We start from the raw sequence: 19,425 nt of genomic DNA, 5'->3' as shown, positions 1-19,425 counted from the left end.
TCTGGATGTTCAATCATGGTTTTTAAATCATCAATCGGCACATTAAAAATCAATCAATTTTTAATGTTAAGGCATTCAAAGCAACAATAACGGTACTCAATGACATCAAGATCGCTCCTAACGCTGGACTTAAGATAATGCCAATAGGCGCTAAAATCCCTGCTGCTAATGGAATCGCTAAGATATTGTATCCTGCTCCCCACCATAAATTTTGAATCATTTTTCTCGTTGTATTTTTCGCTAATGATAAGAAATGCAAGATATCACTTGGATCGCTTTTAACCAAAATAACATCTGCAGAATCAATCGCAATATCGGTTCCTGCGCCAATCGCAATCCCTACGTTTGCTCTAGCTAAACTTGGGGCATCATTAACACCATCTCCAACCATCATCACAACTTTACCTGCATCTCGATATTGTTTCACTATTTTTTCTTTATCTTCTGGTAATAGGCCGCCATGAACTTGTTGAATTCCCAATTGTTTTGCCACAACTAATGCCGAAGCCTTATTATCTCCAGTCAACATAATCGGTTCGATCTGCTGACGTATTAATGCCTGAATCATTTCTTTTGCTCCAGCCTTGATTTGATCCCCTTGAGCAACTAAGCCAGCGACTTGATTGTCAATCAGCAAATAACTAATTGAATTTCCTAGTTCTGCTAACTGATTAAACTGTGCTTGATCATATTGAATTTCTTTTTTCAGTAAATAATTGGCCGTCACAATTTTCATTTCTTGATTGTCCACTTCACCTTGTAAACCAATTCCAGCTAAATTTTCAGTCTGTTTAGCCAGTGGAATAGCAACATTTTCTACCTTTGCTTGTTTTAAAATACCTGCTGCTAACGGGTGATTTGAATTTTGTTCCAATGCGGCAAAGTAACTTAAAATCTGTTTATCTGAATACCTTGCATCCAACGAAGAAACTTGATACACACTAAAATTTCCTTCGGTTAAAGTTCCTGTTTTATCCATTAACACAATATCGACTTTCTTAGCTGCTTCTAACGCATTTCGATTGCGAATCAGTAAGCCATTTTTAGCACCTATCGATGTTGAACGCGCCGTCACTAACGGAATCGCTAAGCCTAACGCATGGGGACAAGCAATAATTAAGACCGTTACCATTCGTTCTAGTGGTGTATTTAATTCCTTCGTGATACTAAACCATACAATAAATGCAAGGATTCCAGCAAATAGTGCTACATAGAATAACCATTTTGCAACTTTATCTGATAACGATTCAACTTTTGATTTTTCTGCTTTTGCACTTCCAACTAACTGCATAACTTGCGCCAAATAACCAGATTCTCCGGTTCCTGTCACTTGAATTGAGAGCGTTCCACTCCCGTTAACAGAGCCGCCTATAACTTGGTCTCCTACAACTTTTTCAACTTCTTTTGCTTCACCAGTCACCATTGATTCGTTCAATCTTGATTGTCCTTCAACAATCTTACCATCTGCTGGAATCTTTTCACCAGCTCGAACTAATAATCGATCATTCATTTTAACATCTGATAAAGAAACTTCATGAGTTTTCCCATCAGACATGATTACAGTTGCTTTACTAGGCAGTAACTCTGCCATTTTTTTTAGCGCATCTCCCGCATTGCTCACTGCTCGCATTTCAATCCAATGACCTAATAGCATAATGACAATTAACGTTGCCAATTCCCAAAAGAAATCCATAATATGTGGTCCAGATTGTACAAATTGATTCATAATAAAAGCATATAAACTATAAATATAGGACACTGAAATCCCTAAGGCAATCAAAGTCATCATAGCTGGACTTTTAGCCTGTAATTCCATTTTGGCCCCACTTAAAAACGGGCGACCTCCGTAAATAAAAAGCGCTGTTGCTAAAATCAAGACTACCCATTCTGAGCCTGGAAATGTAAATTGAAAAGGCAATGTCACTCCCATCATAGGTGATAAAATAACAATCGGAATCGCCATAAATAAAGAAACGACAAACATCTGCTTTAAATTACCCATGTGACTCATGTGATCCATTCCTGGCATTGAACCATGATCCATCTCATGATGATTCATCCCAGCCATATGTTCATGGTCTTGGTGATTCATTTCATGAGAACTCATCTGCATCTCATTATGTTCTCCATGCTTTTCATTTTTCATTTTCTCCACTCCTTAATTCGTTTACACTTGTAATCGTTTCGGTTAACTTAAGAATACAATGATTTTAACAAAAAGTCAAAAGTTAAGAGCTAAAAAAAGTAAGTCAAACTAAAACTAGGTTATTAGTTTGACTTATTTGTTTGAAAATTGATTCAGTTGGTCTCTATCTTTTAGCAACGAACAGTGCTGAATTTGATACAAATTGATTAATGTTCTAACAAAATAATATCAGCTTGTTCCCCACGCGTATCTATTCTTACAGTGCCACCAATTGGAAAGGTAAAAATAGGTGTAGTATGACCAAAATCAGCTTGATAAATAACAGGTATTTTATTTAACAAAGGTTTATTTCTTAAGATTTTCACTAATTTATCTTCCGTCATATTAAATTGATTTTGAAATCGTCCTATAACCAGTCCTTTGATAGTCGCTGTATCTTTTTGTTGCAACAAAGACTCCAAGTTACAATCAAACAATTCTGGCGTTGATAAATCTTCTATAAATAAAATACAATTTTTAAGCGATGGCATATACTCAGTACCTTGTAACAAATTTAAAACTTCTAAATTCCCACCAATTAATATGCCCTCACCATAACCAGAAGTCAAAATCTTCATTCCAGCATTTTGGTTAAGTTGTCGTTCCTCTTGACTAAGATACCATTCATCATCTGACCAAAACTCAGCCGACTGAAGTACAGTCGATTTCTTAGAAAATAAACATCTTTTAAATGCTTCAATCTGATAAGTTGCATTCTTCTTCATTCCAAAACTAGAAAAATGCATACCTGAGTAAGTTACTAGATTTGTTTTAGTATAAATCGCTGTTGCCAATGCAGTAATATCTGAAAAACCGCAAAGAATTTTAGGATTTTTTTGAATGCAGTCATAATCAAGATAAGGCAACAGCTGATTTGAGTTAAACCCGCCAATCACAGTTAAAATGCCTTTAACATTCTCATCTTTAAATGCTTCATGCAAATCATCAATTCGATTTTGAATACTTGAAGAGTCAAAGTCATCTAGTTCATTTACATGGCAACCAAACGTCACCTTTAGTCCCAACTCTTGAGTTAGATGATTAAGGGCTATCTTTTGAGTTTCTTGGCTAATAAGCTGCAAGCTTCTTGCTGGGGCAATTACTCGAATCTCATCACCTTTTTGTAATTTCTTTGGAAACAACTCATCCCCTCCAAGTAAATATTAGTTATTCAATAAACCGTTCAAAAATAAATTGAGTCCCTTTTTCGCCATGAATTCGACGTTTCGTATCATAAAAATCGGCTTTTAAATACAACATTTGAGCACTGATATTGCCATGATTTACAGCTAAAATGACTTTTTTACTCATTGGGAATTGCTCTTGGATATAGGCTGGTAAGATTTCTAATGACCGCTTGCCGTAGCCTTTCCCTTGAAAACGATCATCAATTGAATAGGCTCGTAAAAGCACTGCATTTTGATCTTCTGTGTACACGTTGACTCCAATTCCGACTTGTAAAATAAAAAATCCAACAAGTGACTCTTTTTCCAAAATTAAAATTGGGTGTTTTTCAATTTCATAAAGGCTATTTGTCATGGCATCCATTGGCAAAGAGGTGAATTGCGTATCTTCTAAGACATATTGTTCCAATAGGGAACCATCGGCAACAACGGCTTCTCTCAAAAAAAGCTGATTCATCTGCTCCCACTCCTTTATTTGTTTGATTAACTCTATTATAGCATGATGTCATTATTAAATTAACGATTAACCCTATAATTTAGAATTGTTTTTATTATTCTTTTTTTAAATCTTATACGCATTAATTTTATAATCAAACTTTCAGAACAGCATTTAGCATTTGCCTTCCCACTCATCATAAAATTCGGCCAAAAAAGCTGCCATATACTGATGACGTTGTAATGCCAATTGAGCTCCTGTTTTTGTTTGCATCAAATCTTTTAGCTTCAATAATTTTTCATAGAAATGCATAATTGCTGTATCATTTCCAGAACGATATTCTTCCAAAGTCAAATGCTCACGTACTTTTTCACGACGTGGATCATGTATCGGGCGTTCATGAAGTCCTGAATAAGTAAATGTTCTAGCAATTCCCACTGCTCCAAGTGCATCAAGACGGTCTGCATCCTGTACAATTTTCCCTTCAATCGTTTTTAACCGAACTTTATTGGTGCCACCTTTATAAGACATATTTAAAATAATCGTTAAAATAGCAGCTTGATCTGCCTCATTTACATCGACTTCCTTCAGCCAATCTTTGACTTTTTGCTCTCCTGCCACTGCATTTTCGTTTAACTTTTCATCAGCAATATCATGTAACAAAGCTGCCATCTCGCAAATAAATAGATTCACATTCTGTATCTCTTGCTCAATTCCGGCAATTTTTTTCGTGGAATTTACTACTCGTAAAATGTGCCACCAATCATGACCACTTGGTTCATCTATTAACGCATCAAAAACATATTTTTCTGTTTTTTTTACAATTTCTTTTTCCACATTATTCATTTTAATTGCCACCTTTTTTTAGTTGTTCTTTTATCAGTTTAACAAGCCTTTGATTTTTTATCAAATAGATTCAGATCTTTATTTTTTATCGTATTTTAGTCAAACTAAGTGAAGGAAGAAAACGATATCTTTTATTTATTTCAACTTTTTTTAATTTGCTGTAGAGCCTATCAGGGCAAGGAAAGCTTATGTTTATTCACTTTTTTTGAAAACCTATTTGTTTTCATTTCTCTAATTTTAGTGTTAGAATAGAAACCATGCCTTTTGGAACGGGTATTTTTTCATTAGATTTAGCACTTTATTTTCTAGCGAAATAGTTAAAAGAGAACAATCATTTTATGTTTGCTTACTCAACACATCGTGTAAGATAAACTGAAAAATCATTTCTTTTGCCTCGTATCGTCTAGCAAATAAAAAAATAAAGGAGGATTTTAATTTGTCAAAAATTAGAGTCGAAAATTTAACCAAAGTTTTCGGAAAAAAGAGTACGAAAGCATTAGCCATGCTACAGGACAATAAGTCCAAGAAAGAAATTTTAAAAGAAACAGGTGCCACAATCGGAGTGGACAATGTTAGCTTCTCTGTTGAAGAAGGAGAAATATTTGTCATTATGGGGCTATCTGGTAGCGGAAAATCAACTTTAATTCGCTTACTGAATCGCTTGATTGAACCCACTTCTGGTGATATTTATTTAGACGATCAAGATTTAGTCAAAATGGATAAAAAAAGCTTACGAGAAACTAGACGTAAAAGTATGAGTATGGTCTTTCAAAATTTTGGTTTGTTCCCTAATCGTACTATTTTGCAAAATGCCGAATATGGTCTAGAAATTCAAAAAGTAGATAAAACCGAACGTGCCCAAAAAGCCAATGAAGCTTTAGACTTAGTTGGATTAAATGGTTACGGCGATCAATATCCCGACCAATTATCTGGTGGAATGCAGCAACGTGTTGGGTTAGCTAGAGCTTTAGCCAACAATCCCGATATCCTTTTAATGGATGAAGCTTTTTCAGCTTTAGATCCATTGAACCGTAAAGACATGCAAAACCAATTGTTAGATTTACAAAGTAATGTTCAAAAAACCATTATTTTCATTACTCATGATTTAAATGAAGCCTTAAGAATTGGTGATCGCATCATGATTATGCGCGATGGCGCTGTTGTTCAATCTGGTACACCAGAAGAAATTTTAACGACTCCAGAAAATGAGTATGTTGAGAAATTTATTGAAGATGTAGATCGTTCAAAGGTTTTAACGGCTGCTAATGTTATGATTCCACCAGCAACCGTTTCGCTTGAAAAAAGTGGCCCTCGTGTAGCTTTAAAACGCATGAGAGATGAAAACTTATCTAGTTTATTTGTTGTCAATCGTTCAAATGAATTAGTGGGTATTGTTCATGCCAATGAAGTTCTGGAAGCTATTAAAGAAAAAGAAAATTCATTAGAAAAAATTGTGCATCATGATCTTCTAACTACAGAACTGGATGTTCCTGTTGGTGACTTACTTGATGCTGTTTCAACAATGCATGTTCCAATTGCCGTTGTTGAAAATAAAAAATTGCGTGGCATTATTATACGTGGTTCTGTATTAGCTGCCTTAGCAGGAAACGAGGTGGAACAAGATGCTTAACATTCCAAAATTACCAATCGCTAATTGGATTGATCAATTAGTTGACGGTTTAACACAATTTGAAGGATTTTTTAACGTTGTTTCAGTAATTATCGCTAGTATTGCCGGAGCATTCCAATGGATTTTTGATAGCCTACCGATTTGGTTATTTATCCTACTTGTTGCGGCTGGTATTTACTTTATTAATCGCAATGGAAAAAAATGGGGGTTAGTCGCCTTTAGTTTAGTTGGTCTACTCTTTATTTGGAATTTAGGTTTTTGGCGTGATATGACCCAAACCTTAACCTTAGTTTTAACAAGCAGCTTGATTGCACTAATTATTGGTGTCCCACTTGGAATTTGGATGTCTAAAAGTCGTTGGGCTGAAAAAATTATTCGTCCAATCTTAGACTTTATGCAAACAATGCCAGCCTTTGTCTATCTAATCCCTGCTGTTGCCTTTTTCGGCATTGGAATGGTTCCTGGTGTTGTTGCATCAGTTATCTTCTCTATGCCACCAACAGTCCGAATGACGAACTTAGGAATTCGTGAAGTACCTACAGAGTTGGATGAAGCCGCTGATTCTTTTGGATCCACTGCTTGGCAAAAGCTATTTAAAGTCGAATTGCCCTTAGCAAAATCAACAATTATGGCTGGAATTAACCAAAGTATGATGTTATCACTTTCAATGGTCGTTATTGCATCAATGATTGGTACAATGGGCTTAGGAACAAAAGTCTATTTTGCCGTTGGCCGTAATGATGCTGGAAATGGTTTTGCGGCTGGTTTAGCTATTGTAATTGTAGCTATTGTGTTAGACCGTGTCACACAAGCCTTTACCAAAGATAAACGAAGCAAATAGGAGGAACACTAGAATGAAAAAGTTGAATTTATGCCTACTAGTTGGTGGCCTAAGCCTCTTTTTAGCTAGCTGTGCTTCCATACTACAGCCTTATGATGCTAAGACGCCATTAGGTGAACAAATTAATTATACAATTACTGGGATCGATGCAGGTGCCGGAATTATGACTGGTGCCGAAAAAGCCATTGATCTCTATGATTTAAGCAAAGACAATTGGCAGTTGCAGCCTAGTTCTACTGCTGCAATGACTAGTACGTTAGATAAAGCTATCAAAGATAAACGTCCAATTGTTGTAACTGGTTGGACACCTCACTGGATGTTTACAAAGTACGATTTAAAATTCCTAGATGACCCTAAAGGTGCTTTTGGAAAGGCAGAGAATATCCATACGATTGTTCGGAAGGATTTGAAAAAAGAAGAACCCACTGCCTATACCATTTTAGACCGTTTTTACTGGACTCCTGAAGAAATGGCAGATGTCATGTTACAAGTGAATGATGGTATTGATCCTGAAGTAGCTGCTAAAGAGTGGCTAAAAAAGAATCCTGACCAATTAAATAAATGGACAGAAGGATTAGAAAAAGTTGACGGAAACTCTATCAAGTTAACTTATGTTGCCTGGGATTCAGAAATTGCTTCAACGAATGTTGTCGCCTTAGCACTACAAAAAATGGGCTATAAGACTACCATTCAAGCAATGGAAATCCAACCAATGTGGGCCTCTGTTGCCACAAATGCAGCTGACGCTATGGTTGCAGCTTGGTTACCAAATACTGCCGGTATCTTCTATCAAGACTACAAAGATGATATTGAAGATTTAGGCGTTAACCTTAAAGGCGCTAAATTAGGTTTAGTCGTCCCAACTTATATGGAAAATATTAACTCAATTGAAGATTTAAAAACTAAATAAAGAACAAAAAGCTTGGGACAAAACTAAAAAATAGTTTTGTCCCAAGCTTTTTAATTTACAATAACGTTTGGAAAAAGTAGTCTCATCGGAAATAAGCCACTTATCAACTGATTCAACCGCCTTCATTAGATACATTCTACGCAATAAATAGATTATTTATGATAATCAAACGATCTTCAGTCTATCTTAGTCGTTACGCTGTATAACTATTTTCAATCTTTTTTTCAGACAAATTGGTTCCATCAGCTTTTAGTCATTAAGTACATCTTTTATTTTTGATAAATAACTCATTTTTCTTAATTTATATTTAGGAAGTGAAAACTAGCACGAATAAGCATACTAGTTTTTTTAGCATTTTCTAGTTAATTATCATTAATTCTTTAATCCATCGAAATCTTTTCCGCCATCCTCAAATGGAACAACTTTTGAGTTATAAGTTATTTTATAACTTAATCCCCCCACCAGATAAATTCGTTATGTTGAAATTAAGTCCGATAAATCCGACAGTTTTCTCATCGTAACGGTTTGTTAAAGTCGCATGATCCCCTCTGAAATCACCTGTATATGGCTACCAAATATTACTGTTATCATCCACGAGTATACCAAACACGTGCAGCCTTAACTCCTGCATTATTTAAAACATCTAGATCCAATACATAATTTTGCTCTTTATAAACTACTTTTTTAAGAGTGAACGTTTCCCCACTTTCTAAAGTAAATTCTTGCTCCGTTGGTACTCCAAAAAAATGTAATTCCTACTGTTGCTACGGATGGGACCGGAGTAGTAGATATTATCAACTCATCTGCTAAACCTGATTTGAGAAACCTCCCACAGTAAGCCCACATAATACTATAAAACCTAATAATTTAATCTCTCTCATTGACAAATCTCTTTTTTTCATATTTATTTGATAGTTTTATTATATAATTGCTAAAGATATTTATTGATTTTTTTTAACAAAAAAACATACAATTTGTATAAATATAAAAACCATACTAATTTTTTAACAACGTCTTTATCTAAATCCATATCCTTCAATATAAACGTTTATGTATGAACTATATTCAATACTAATGAAAATAAAAAAACCCTATTAAAAAATCAATGATTTCCTAATAGGGGAACTAAATTTAATTTTCTTTATTTCGTTTTGTATTACGGAAACTACTCTCCATAATGATTGGTAGAATCACTGGGCGACGTCGTGTTTTATCAAAAAGATATTTACTTAATGATTCACGAATCTCTTGTTTTAAGCGACTCCATTCAAATTCTTTACGGCTTAAGTTCTCTTCAACAACTTTACGAATGATCTCGTTGCTGGTTTTGATTAAATCTTCATTTGCACGAACATAGACAAAACCACGAGTTGTAATATCTGGACCTGAAATGATTTTCCCTTGCTTACGACTAATCGTAACAACCGCTACAAAAATTCCATCTTCAGATAAAAGTTTACGATCGCGTAAAACAATGTTTCCAATATCTCCAACGCCAATACCGTCAATCATTGTATTGCCCGCATCAACTTGACCAGCCATCCGCATTCTACCTTTTGTATACTCCATCACATCTCCTTTACCAGGAATAAAGATGTTTTTACGTGAAATCCCTACTTCATGAGCTAAATCAGCATGGGCTGCCAAACGACGATATTCTCCTTGAACCGGAATAAAGTAAGTTGGTTTTAATAAATTAATCATTAATTGTAGATCTTTACCCGTTCCATGACCAGAGGCTTTTAGATTTGTTGAAATTTGTTTAACTGTTCCGCCAGCACGATAAATCATATCTTCGGTTTTTGCTACAGTTGTTTCCATTGCTGTTGAAGTTGTGGTTGTAATATAAACTAAATCGCCATCTTTAATATTAACTTGACGGTGTTTGCCAATCGCCATTTTTTGTAGACTCTTAATTGGTTCCCCAAGATTTCCTGTTTCTAAAACAACAATTTCTTCATCTGCATACTTATCAATTTCTTTAACAGAAACAATTAAGTCCTCGCTTGGCAATTGAATTTTATTTAATTTCATAGCTGTTTTAACAATCTCTTCTAAATCACGTCCAGTAATAAAAATCTTACGGTTTGATTTATACGCCGCATCTAAAACTTGTTGAACACGCATAATATTACTTGCCACACAAGCTACAATAATTCGTCCATCTGTGTTTCTAAATGTATCTAAAACTTCAGCAGCAACTTGTAAATCACTGGCATTCTCAACAGAACCTTCTGCCTCCGCTGAATCACTTAATAATGCTAATACATTGCTTTCACCGATATCACTAATCTTAGCAAAATTCGATTGATACATTGGCGTTGCACTTTGATCAAACTTAAAATCACCTGTATAGACAATACTGCCTTCGTCGGTTTTAAGAGCAATCCCAACAGAATCTGGAATCGTATGAGTTGTTTTAAAGAAACTAACAACTGCGTTTCCAAAATCAATTTCAGTTTGCTCATCAATCACATGATAATCTTTAAAATCTTTGACTAAAGCATCTTTTTTTACAAATAACTTCGCTAACGCAATGGTTAACTCTGTTCCAAAAACGGGTACGTTGAACTTTTGTAAAAAGTATGGCAATGCACCAATTGCATCTGCATGACCGTGAGTTAAGAACACTCCAGTAATTCGATCTGCATTTGCCTCTAAATAACTAAAATCAGGAATGACAACATCAATTCCTAACAAGTCATTTTCTGGATACATAAGCCCACAGTCTAAGACAAATATTTCTTCTTCCACTTCAACAATGTACATGTTCTTTCCATTCTCACGCACACCACCCAAAGGGATAATTTTAATGTCGCTCATTTTTTCACCTCTAATAGTATTTCTGTTACTTAATTATTTTATTTCTAAACAGTTTAAAATCTTATTTTCTTCTTCTTTGGTACACTCAACTAAAGGCAAACGAACACCGCCAACGTTCATTCCTTGATGATTTAAAACAGCTTTAACTGGTGCTGGTGAAGGAACACTAAAGACGCTTGCCATTTTAGGTAGCAATTCACGATAAATACGAGCTGCATCTTCTAACACACCATTATTAACTAAACGATACATTTCTAACATTTCATTGCCAATCACATGACTAGCCACTGAAATTACACCCGACGCACCTAAACACAATGCAGGAAATGCCAACGCATCTTCTCCACTATAAACTAAAAATTCAGGATTGACCCCTTCAATAATACCACTCATAGCTTCTAAACCTGCACATTCTTTCACACCAATGACATTTTTCAATAAGGATAAACGTACTGTCGTTTCAACCTCAATAGTCACACCTGTACGACTCGGTACATTGTAAAGCATGATTGGCAACTCACTGGCTTCAGCAACTGCTTTAAAATGTTGATACAACCCTTCTTGATTAGGACGATTATAATAAGGTGCTACAACTAAAGCTGCATCAATCCCATCAATTTTCGCAACTTCTTGAGTAAACGTAATGGTATCTGCTGTATTGAATGACCCAGTTCCAGCAATAATTGGAACGCGTCCATTGACAAATTCAACCGTTTTACGATAAAGTTCTAGCTTTTCATCGTGAGTTAACGTTGGTGACTCACCTGTTGTTCCTCCAACAATTAAACCTTCTGTTCCATTATTCAATAAATAATCAATCAATTTGGCTGTTTGTTTAAAATCAACTTGCCCCTCTTCGTTAAAAGGAGTCACCATTGCCGTCATAATTTGTGCCGTTTGAATTTCCAAAAACATTCATCCCTTCCATTGCTGTTAGAAAATCTAATTTCCAACAACTCACAATTAAAAGTTTTAGCTTTTATTTCACATTTTTTTGATCATTTTTTAAGGCCTGACTTTTACTTAGGCACACGCACCAAATCTAATTTGTGTAAGCTTTCAGCAATTTCAACTGAATTCCAAGCTGCACCTTTTAAAAGATTGTCTGAAACAACCCACATATGGAAGCCCAGTTCCTCATCTAAATCTTTACGTAGACGACCAACAAAGGTTTCTTTTTTCCCAACAGATGTTAATGCAGTTGGATATAATTGACTTTCTGGATCATCTTGCAAAATAACGCCAGGTGCGTGTTCCAATTCATGTTTAATTCCAAAAACAGTTGCTGAATTATCTTTTACTTCAAAATAAACCGATTCAGAATGACCTGAAACTACTGGAATACGGACGCAAGTAGCAGCTACTTTAATCGTTTCATCTTCCATGATTTTCTTTGTTTCATTCATCATTTTCCACTCTTCGTAAGTGTAACCTGCATCACTGAATACATCGATTTGTGGCAATGCATTAAATGCAATTGGAAAATGTTTTTTATCTCCACCGGCAGGTAAAATATGTGCTTCAACCGGTTCATCATTTAGCATTTGTTGAGCTTGTTCTTTTAACTCATTAATTGCCGAGATTCCAGCCCCACTAACCGCTTGATAAGTGGATACAATAATACGACTTAACCCATATTTTTTACGAACAGGTTCTAACGCAACCATCATTTGAATCGTTGAACAGTTTGGATTTGCAATAATCCCCTGATGAGTGTGTAAAGCTGCTTCATTTACTTCTGGCACAACTAAAGGTACGTCTACATCCATACGATATGCGCTTGTGTTGTCGATCACAACTGCTCCACGTTTCACTGCTTCTGGAGCGAATTCTTTTGAAATAGAACCTCCTGCACTAAATAAAGCAATATCTACTCCCACAAAGGAATCTGGAATTGTTTCTTCAATCACAATATCTTGCCCTTTAAATGACAACACTTTTCCTGCTGAACGTTTTGACGCTAATAATTTTACACTAGCAATCGGAAAAGTCGCCTCCTCTAACATTTCTAGCATTTTTGTGCCTACTGCTCCAGTTGCCCCTAAAACTGCTACATGATATCCACTCATACATACAACCCCTTTGAATTTAATTAACTTTTATTGATTCCTGTTTTCACTTTTTAGTTAAAATAACCAACATTAAGTTGTAGTCCTAATTGATTTCAATTCATCCTGTTTTATTATCGCTCCAATTACTAGCAAATAATTTCTTAAAAGAGTCAAGTTAGGTCCTCTTTTTCAGAACATGTGGTCATTGAAAATATGTCGTTTATTTATAAAAAGTTACCATTTTATATTTTACCATAAATCCTATCAAACTTCACTTTTTATGTTAAGATTAAGAAAATAAAAACTAAAAAGGAGCTTTTTTATGAAAACTAGATATAAAGTTGGAATCAGTAGTCTGGTTGTCCTTATATTCATAATAATTGGTGGCTTTTACTTTTTGATGCAAACAACCTATTTACCAAGTAAAGCTGCTTTAACAACCTTACAAACAACCGATTCTATCAAAGTAATCCAAACTAAAAATGTAACAGTATTTGAACCTATATCCATGCCTAAACCTATTTCAGTTCTCTTTTATCAAGGAGCACTAGTAGATGAAGCTAGCTACGGTATCTGGGCAAAGCAACTAGCTGAAGCAGGCTACTCTACTTATTTAATTCACCAACCTTTAAATCTTGCTGTTCTAGGTGAAAATCGTGCTGAAACTATCTTAGCAGATTATCCCATTACTAATTATGTGATTGGTGGACATTCTTTAGGAGGAGTTATGGCCAGTCGTTTTGCTCATAATCATTTAGATGATTCATTAAAGGGGGTCTTCTTTTTAGCAAGCTATCCCGATAAAAAGGGAACATTAGCGACCAGTAAATTGCCTGTTCTTTCCCTAACTGGATCAAATGATGGTGTACTAGATTGGGAAAGTTATGAATCAAGCAAAGCTTACTTGCCCACTTCGACTCAATTTAAAACAATTGAGGGTGGCAATCACGCTGGATTTGGTAGCTATGGAGATCAAAAAGGCGATTCTAAGGCAACAATTTCTAATCAACAACAGCAACAAGTAATCAGTCAAGACTTGATTAGTTGGCTGAATCAACTTTAAATTCGAGAAAACCTCAATAAATAGAATACATTATTGAGGTTTTCCCATTTAGTCTTATTTTTTTAAAACGAGTTCTTCAATTGCATAAGCAACTCCAGACTCGTCATTTGATTTAGTAACAAACGTTGCTAATGCTTGAATCTCTGGCAAAGCGTTAGCCATTACTACTGAATTGCCTGCATATTCCAACATACTACGATCATTTTCTGCATCTCCAATCGCCATTACTTCCTCAGCAGTCAAGTTTAAAGATTCCGCTAATAAGCGCAATGCCTCTCCTTTACTAGCTGCTGGGTTTAAAAATTCAAAATTATATGGAACACTACGTACACAGTAAAATTCCGCTAAAAAATCAGTAGGTAAATCAGCTAACAAGTGATCAATTTCTAGTGGTGTTCCTAAAAACATCGCTTTGGTTAAAAGCATTTCTTCCGTAAGTTCTTCCCTTGTTACTTGACGTAGGTCCGTGTGAAGAATCTTAGCATCATCCAACACTAATTGGCTAGGTTCTGGATGTAGACTATACATATGTTGATCATCAAAAAAAGTTAATTGTGCCTTTTGATTTTTCGCAAATTGTTCAATTTTTTTTAATTGATTTAATTCGATAGTTAAATGAGAAAGTACTTTTTCACTAGCTGTTTCTTGAACTAACGCTCCATTTTGTGTAATAGCAATGTCTGTCGCCTCTCTTAAACCAAGTTTTTCCAAATAAGGCATAACCCCAACAATTGGTCTACCAGTACATAAAACAATCTTAACTCCCTGATTCTTCGCTGCTTGAATCGCTAAACAAACGTTTTCACTTAATTGATGTTCGCTTGTTAAAAGTGTACCATCAATATCAATCGCAATTAACTTAATCATTTAACTTCCTCACTTTCAAATTCATTCTTCTCTAAGCATACCATAGTTCTTAATGAGTATCGGAATTTTTCTAAGAAGTATCTTTCTATTATCTGGTATAATAAAGAAAATAAATGCAACTCATTGCTAGATTAAGAAAGGATTTTATCATGTCTACTAAAGAAAAGGTGCTAACCTATATTCAAAAAGCCTATCCTGAGGCAATATCTGGACAATTAATTTGTGACGATTTGCAAGTTTCAAGAACAGCTGTTTGGAAAGCCATTCAAACCTTGAAAGAAGAAGGTTACGCTATTCACTCACAAGGGAAAAATGGCTATCAATTTTTAGTTCCCCCAGTTGTGAAAGAAACCATTCAAGAACGCTTACAAACCGACTTAATTGGAAAAAAATTAACCATTGTGCCAACTATTTCTTCTACAAATACAGTTGCTAAGCAGACGGCTGATTATCTTCCAGAAGACGGCGCCGTTTTAATTGCAGAGGAACAAACTACTGCGCGAGGACGTTTAGGACGAAATTGGAACTCCCTAAAAGGCAAAACGGTTTCTCTTTCTATTACTTTAACACCAAAAATTGCCCCAACAAGTGCCAGCTTAATTACCCAGATTGTAGCTGCTGCCTTTATTGAAGCAAGTAAAAATAGTTTACCTGTCAAAATAAAATGGCCCAATGATATCGTAATCAATGGCCAAAAGCTTTGTGGTATTTTAACTGAAATGAGCGCTGAATTAACACAAATTCATTATGTAGTTGTCGGAATTGGGATGAATACTAATTTAGTAAAAGAAGATTTACCAATAGATTTGCAGGAAAAAGCTACTTCATTAGCGATTCAACTTGGTCATGAAATCGACCCAAATCCTTTAATTAGCGATTTTTTAACTCACTTTGAAAAACTTTATCAAGAATTCATTCAAACTGGATCAACAAAAGCCTTCTTAGATATTTGTTGTGAGCATTCCGCGGTACTAGGAAAAGAAATTTATGTCCTTACTAAAAAAGAGAAAAAATTAGCCTATGCAAAAACAATTGATGACGAAGGTCAACTTTTAGTTCAATATCAAGGTTCATCCGAGCTTATCCCTTTATTTGCTGGTGAAATTTCAATTAGAGGCTTAGATGGCTATATTTAATCAATAAACAAAGCTGAGACAAAATGACCATTTTGGATAAAAATCAATTAAATAAAAAAATGAGAAATCCCAAGAAATCAACATTTGAAAAAATGGATTTCTTGGGATTTCTACTATTTTAAGACTTTTGTCCAACTTACATTTTTAGGTTATTTTTTTGTTTCTTCCTCTTTTGCTAATAGCACTTTACGAGAAAGATTAATTCTACCTTGATTGTCGATTTCAGTTACTTTAACCATAACTTTATCGCCAAGAGCTAAGATATCTTCGACTTTGCCAACACGTTCGTTAGCCAACTCAGAAATATGCACTAAACCATCTTTACCTTTTACGATTTCAACAAAGGCACCGAATTTTTCGATACGTTTTACTGTACCATCAAAAATTTCGCCAACTTTAATTTCTCTTGTCAACTCTTCAATAATTGATTTAGCACGTTTAATCATTGCTGCATCCGTTGAAGCAATACTTACATTACCTTCTTGATCGATATCAATCTTAACGCCAGTTTCTTCAATAATTGCGTTGATTTGATCGCCACCACGTCCAATAACCACTTTAATTTTGTTAGGATCAATTTTAATTAATTCAATCTTAGGTGCGTACTCACTTAATTCCTTACGAGGTTCTGCAATTGTTGAAACTAATTCTTCAAGGATTTCTAAACGCGCTTTTTTCGCTTGCGTTAATGCTTCTTCTAGAATTTGTTGTGTAATTCCATCAATTTTGATATCCATTTGTAAGGCAGTAATTCCGTCTTTTGTTCCAGCAACTTTAAAGTCCATGTCGCCTAGGTGATCTTCTAATCCTTGAATATCCGTTAAAACAGTGTAATTGTCCTCATTTTTAACTAGACCCATTGCAATCCCAGCTACTGGAGCTTTAATCGGCACACCCGCATCCATTAATGCCAATGTTCCTGCACAAATACTTGCTTGTGAAGAAGAACCATTTGATTCTAAAACTTCAGCTACTAAACGAATCATATATGGGAATTCCTCTTCTGAAGGAATCACTTGTGATAATGCACGTTCACCTAAAGCTCCATGTCCGATTTCACGACGACCTGGTCCACGACTCGGTCCAGTACTACCAACAGAGTATTGTGGGAAATTATAATGATGGATAAATCGTTTGCTATTTTCAAGACCTAATCCATCAATAATTTGGTGTTCTCCAAGTGGAGCTAGTGTTGCCGTTGATAAAGCTTGAGTTTGTCCACGAGTAAACAATCCTGAACCATGAGTACGTGGTAAAATACTTGTTTCAGAAGATAGTGGACGGATTTCATCTACTTTACGACCATCTGGACGAATTTTATCTACTGTGATTAAACGACGAACTTCATTTTTTTCCATATCTTCAGCAATTTGTTTTACTTCTTTTTTAATACGTGCTGCTTCTTCATGTTCTGCATATTTTTCTTCATAGAAAGCAATGGCTTCTTCTTTAACAGCTTCAATGTTTTCTTCACGAGCTAATTTCTCTTCTGTTTGAATCGCAGCAACCATTTTTTCTTGGTAAGCCCCATTCACTTCAGCTTCAAGTTCTGCATCGATTTGTAACAATTGAATTTCCATTTTTTCTTTTCCAACAGCGGCTTGGATTTCTGATTGGAAGGCAACTAATTCTTTAATTGCATTGTGACCAAAAATCAACGCACCAAGCATATCTTCTTCAGATACTTCTTTTGCGCCACTTTCAACCATGTTGATTGCATCTTTTGTTCCAGCAACAGTTAATTGAATATCTGATAATTCAGTTTGTTCGATTGATGGATTAATGATGTATTCACCATTGACACGCCCTACATCAACACTAGAAATTGGTCCATTAAATGGAATATCTGAAATTGCCAATGATAGTGACGAACCAAACATTGCTGCAAATTCTGGCGAACAGTCTTGTTCTACAGACATAACCGTATTTGTAATTTGAACTTCATTACGGAAACCCTCTGCAAACATTGGACGAATTGGACGGTCAATTAAACGCGCTGTTAATGTTGCACGTTCGCTTGGACGAGCTTCACGTTTAATGAAACCACCAGGAATTTTACCAACAGCATACATTTTTTCATCGTAATTTACTGTTAATGGGAAGAAATCTACATCTTTTGCTTTCTTACTAGCAACTGCTGCCGTTAAAACAACTGTATCGCCATAGCGAACTAAAACAGCTCCATTTGCTTGTTTTGCTAATTGCCCAATCTCAACTGACAACGTACGGCCAGCCCATTCTTTAGTAAAAATTTGTTTTTCTGTCATAGTTTACATATCTCCTTTAATTTCAAAAAATACCAATCCTTTTCTCACAATACACACGAGCTACTAAACAAATGTAAACAGAGAATGGCGTCTTCTTACATTTGCATAGTAGGATATTGGAATTGAAGGATAAAAAAATTGGTTTCCTTGTTTTTCATTTACTAACGTACATACAAAATGAAGCGAGATTCTTTATGAACCTCGCTTCAAATTCGACACACTAGAATTAACGACGTAAGCCTAAGCTTTGGATTAGTTCACGGTAACGAGCTACATCTTTGTTACGTAGATAAGCTAGTAAGTTACGACGGTGACCAATTTTTTTCATTAATCCACGGTATGAATGGTGATCTTTTTTATGAACACGTGCATGCTCATTTAAGTGATTGATTTCTGCAGTTAATACAGCAATTTGTACTTCTGGAGAACCAGTATCTCCTTCGTGAGTTGCGTATTGTTTCATGATTACATTTTTGTCTTCTTTAGAAATTGCCATTTCTAAACACCTCTTCCTATTAGATTTGCCACTTACTGAGTAAGCCGTTGGTGACTCGAAAAACCAAGTAAGGGTCATGTGCTTTGCACAATCTAAACTTTACACGATATAGCTAAAAAAAGCAAGCGGATTTCCTGTCTTTTTGCTTATTTTTTAAAGGACTTTAATCCAATATCGTTCAATAATTGAACCATCCTCTTGAATAAAATCATGATCTTTAATGCCACCATTTGCTATGATCGTTTTTTTAGAACCAATATTCCCTTGATCACACGTCACTAAAGCCTCTTGAATGCCTAGTTCTTTGCATTTTTCTAGTGCAAGTTTTAATTGTTTAGTAGCATGTCCCTGCCCACGATAACTAGGTCGGATGCCGTATCCAATATGACCACCACTTGTACGAAATTTATCATTTAAATAATGACGAATATTTACTGCACCAATGACAATTCTTTCCTGATTACAATACCAATACGTCGTGGTTGGTACTTTTTCTGACTCTAAAGCTGGATGCTGATCCACTTCAAACAACTTCAAAAATTGTGAAAAATCTGTGGTATCTCGCCCAATGACCCAAGGAACTAATTTTTCGTTACTTTGTTTCCAGTCTCCTAAAAAATCCAAATAACTTGCCTTTAGGGCTTCCGTTGGAGCATGTAAATAAACTTCATCTGCCATTTTTCAAATCCC

General features: G+C 35.3%; 16 protein-coding genes. 5 read left to right on the top strand and 11 right to left on the bottom strand.

From position 1 onward, the window contains the following. Window positions 1-49: 49 nt before the first annotated feature. The 4 genes from BR43_RS03130 to BR43_RS03115 all read right to left on the bottom strand — a co-directional run bounded on the left by BR43_RS03130 (window position 50) and on the right by BR43_RS03115 (window position 4,651). On the bottom strand, window positions 50-2,146 hold the full coding sequence (locus BR43_RS03130; RefSeq protein WP_034559404.1) for a heavy metal translocating P-type ATPase: 2,097 nt from the start codon (window positions 2,144-2,146) through the stop codon (window positions 50-52). Window positions 2,147-2,352: 206 nt separating this feature from the next. Then, on the bottom strand, window positions 2,353-3,327 hold the full coding sequence (locus BR43_RS03125; protein WP_034559402.1) for a S66 family peptidase: 975 nt from the start codon (window positions 3,325-3,327) through the stop codon (window positions 2,353-2,355). 25 nt (window positions 3,328-3,352) lie between these two features. Next, window positions 3,353-3,826, bottom strand: coding sequence for a GNAT family N-acetyltransferase (locus BR43_RS03120; protein WP_051933793.1), 474 nt, complete (start codon window positions 3,824-3,826; stop codon window positions 3,353-3,355). A gap of 153 nt (window positions 3,827-3,979) precedes the next feature. Next, a complete protein-coding gene (locus BR43_RS03115; protein ID WP_034559400.1) occupies window positions 3,980-4,651 on the bottom strand; it encodes an HD domain-containing protein in 672 nt (223 codons plus the stop codon). Between the two features lie 436 nt (window positions 4,652-5,087). On the opposite strand from BR43_RS03115, the gene BR43_RS03110 reads away from it, so the two are divergent. The 3 genes from BR43_RS03110 to BR43_RS03100 are packed head-to-tail and all read left to right on the top strand — an operon-like array spanning window position 5,088 to window position 8,032. Further along, entirely contained in the window at window positions 5,088-6,281 is a 1,194-nt protein-coding gene (locus BR43_RS03110; protein WP_034559398.1) for a quaternary amine ABC transporter ATP-binding protein, read from the top strand. Next, complete coding sequence (locus BR43_RS03105; RefSeq protein ID WP_034559397.1) at window positions 6,274-7,122, top strand: ABC transporter permease; 849 nt, start codon at window positions 6,274-6,276, stop codon at window positions 7,120-7,122. The genes BR43_RS03110 and BR43_RS03105 overlap by 8 nt, the downstream gene beginning before the upstream one ends. A gap of 13 nt (window positions 7,123-7,135) precedes the next feature. Further along, complete coding sequence (locus tag BR43_RS03100; RefSeq protein ID WP_034559392.1) at window positions 7,136-8,032, top strand: glycine betaine ABC transporter substrate-binding protein; 897 nt, start codon at window positions 7,136-7,138, stop codon at window positions 8,030-8,032. Between the two features lie 1,131 nt (window positions 8,033-9,163). On the opposite strand, the gene BR43_RS03095 is transcribed toward BR43_RS03100, so the two are convergent. The 3 genes from BR43_RS03095 to BR43_RS03085 all read right to left on the bottom strand — a co-directional run bounded on the left by BR43_RS03095 (window position 9,164) and on the right by BR43_RS03085 (window position 12,924). Then, window positions 9,164-10,855 (bottom strand): ribonuclease J, encoded by a 1,692-nt coding sequence (locus tag BR43_RS03095; protein WP_034559390.1) that lies wholly within the window; start codon window positions 10,853-10,855, stop codon window positions 9,164-9,166. A gap of 33 nt (window positions 10,856-10,888) precedes the next feature. Then, the gene (dapA, locus tag BR43_RS03090; RefSeq protein WP_034560004.1) at window positions 10,889-11,764 is read right to left on the bottom strand and encodes a 4-hydroxy-tetrahydrodipicolinate synthase; all 876 of its coding nucleotides are present in this window, start codon (window positions 11,762-11,764) and stop codon (window positions 10,889-10,891) included. 110 nt (window positions 11,765-11,874) lie between these two features. Further along, a complete protein-coding gene (locus tag BR43_RS03085) occupies window positions 11,875-12,924 on the bottom strand; it encodes an aspartate-semialdehyde dehydrogenase (protein WP_034559389.1) in 1,050 nt (349 codons plus the stop codon). 304 nt (window positions 12,925-13,228) lie between these two features. Here BR43_RS03085 and BR43_RS03080 point away from each other — a divergent pair, with 304 nt between their 5' ends. After that, window positions 13,229-13,969, top strand: coding sequence for an alpha/beta hydrolase (locus BR43_RS03080; RefSeq protein WP_034559388.1), 741 nt, complete (start codon window positions 13,229-13,231; stop codon window positions 13,967-13,969). A 54-nt stretch (window positions 13,970-14,023) separates the two neighbouring features. Here BR43_RS03080 and BR43_RS03075 read toward each other — a convergent pair whose 3' ends face one another. Further along, window positions 14,024-14,836, bottom strand: coding sequence for a Cof-type HAD-IIB family hydrolase (locus tag BR43_RS03075; protein WP_034559387.1), 813 nt, complete (start codon window positions 14,834-14,836; stop codon window positions 14,024-14,026). A gap of 149 nt (window positions 14,837-14,985) precedes the next feature. On the opposite strand from BR43_RS03075, the gene BR43_RS03070 reads away from it, so the two are divergent. Further along, entirely contained in the window at window positions 14,986-15,972 is a 987-nt protein-coding gene (locus BR43_RS03070; RefSeq protein ID WP_034559384.1) for a biotin--[acetyl-CoA-carboxylase] ligase, read from the top strand. A gap of 149 nt (window positions 15,973-16,121) precedes the next feature. Here BR43_RS03070 and pnp read toward each other — a convergent pair whose 3' ends face one another. From pnp to BR43_RS03055, 3 genes are all read right to left on the bottom strand, one after another. Then, on the bottom strand, window positions 16,122-18,239 hold the full coding sequence (pnp, locus tag BR43_RS03065; RefSeq protein ID WP_034559382.1) for a polyribonucleotide nucleotidyltransferase: 2,118 nt from the start codon (window positions 18,237-18,239) through the stop codon (window positions 16,122-16,124). Window positions 18,240-18,465: 226 nt separating this feature from the next. Continuing rightward, the gene (gene rpsO / locus BR43_RS03060) at window positions 18,466-18,735 is read right to left on the bottom strand and encodes a 30S ribosomal protein S15 (protein ID WP_010054155.1); all 270 of its coding nucleotides are present in this window, start codon (window positions 18,733-18,735) and stop codon (window positions 18,466-18,468) included. 153 nt (window positions 18,736-18,888) lie between these two features. Beyond that, entirely contained in the window at window positions 18,889-19,413 is a 525-nt protein-coding gene (locus BR43_RS03055) for a GNAT family N-acetyltransferase (protein WP_034559376.1), read from the bottom strand. Window positions 19,414-19,425 lie beyond the last annotated feature (12 nt).

Origin of the sequence: Carnobacterium gallinarum DSM 4847 (genome assembly GCF_000744375.1) — a bacterium.
Taxonomy (GTDB): domain Bacteria; phylum Bacillota; class Bacilli; order Lactobacillales; family Carnobacteriaceae; genus Carnobacterium; species Carnobacterium gallinarum.
The sequence above is the reverse complement of the archived record's forward strand: the minus strand, read 5'-3'. Positions and strand labels throughout refer to the sequence as shown.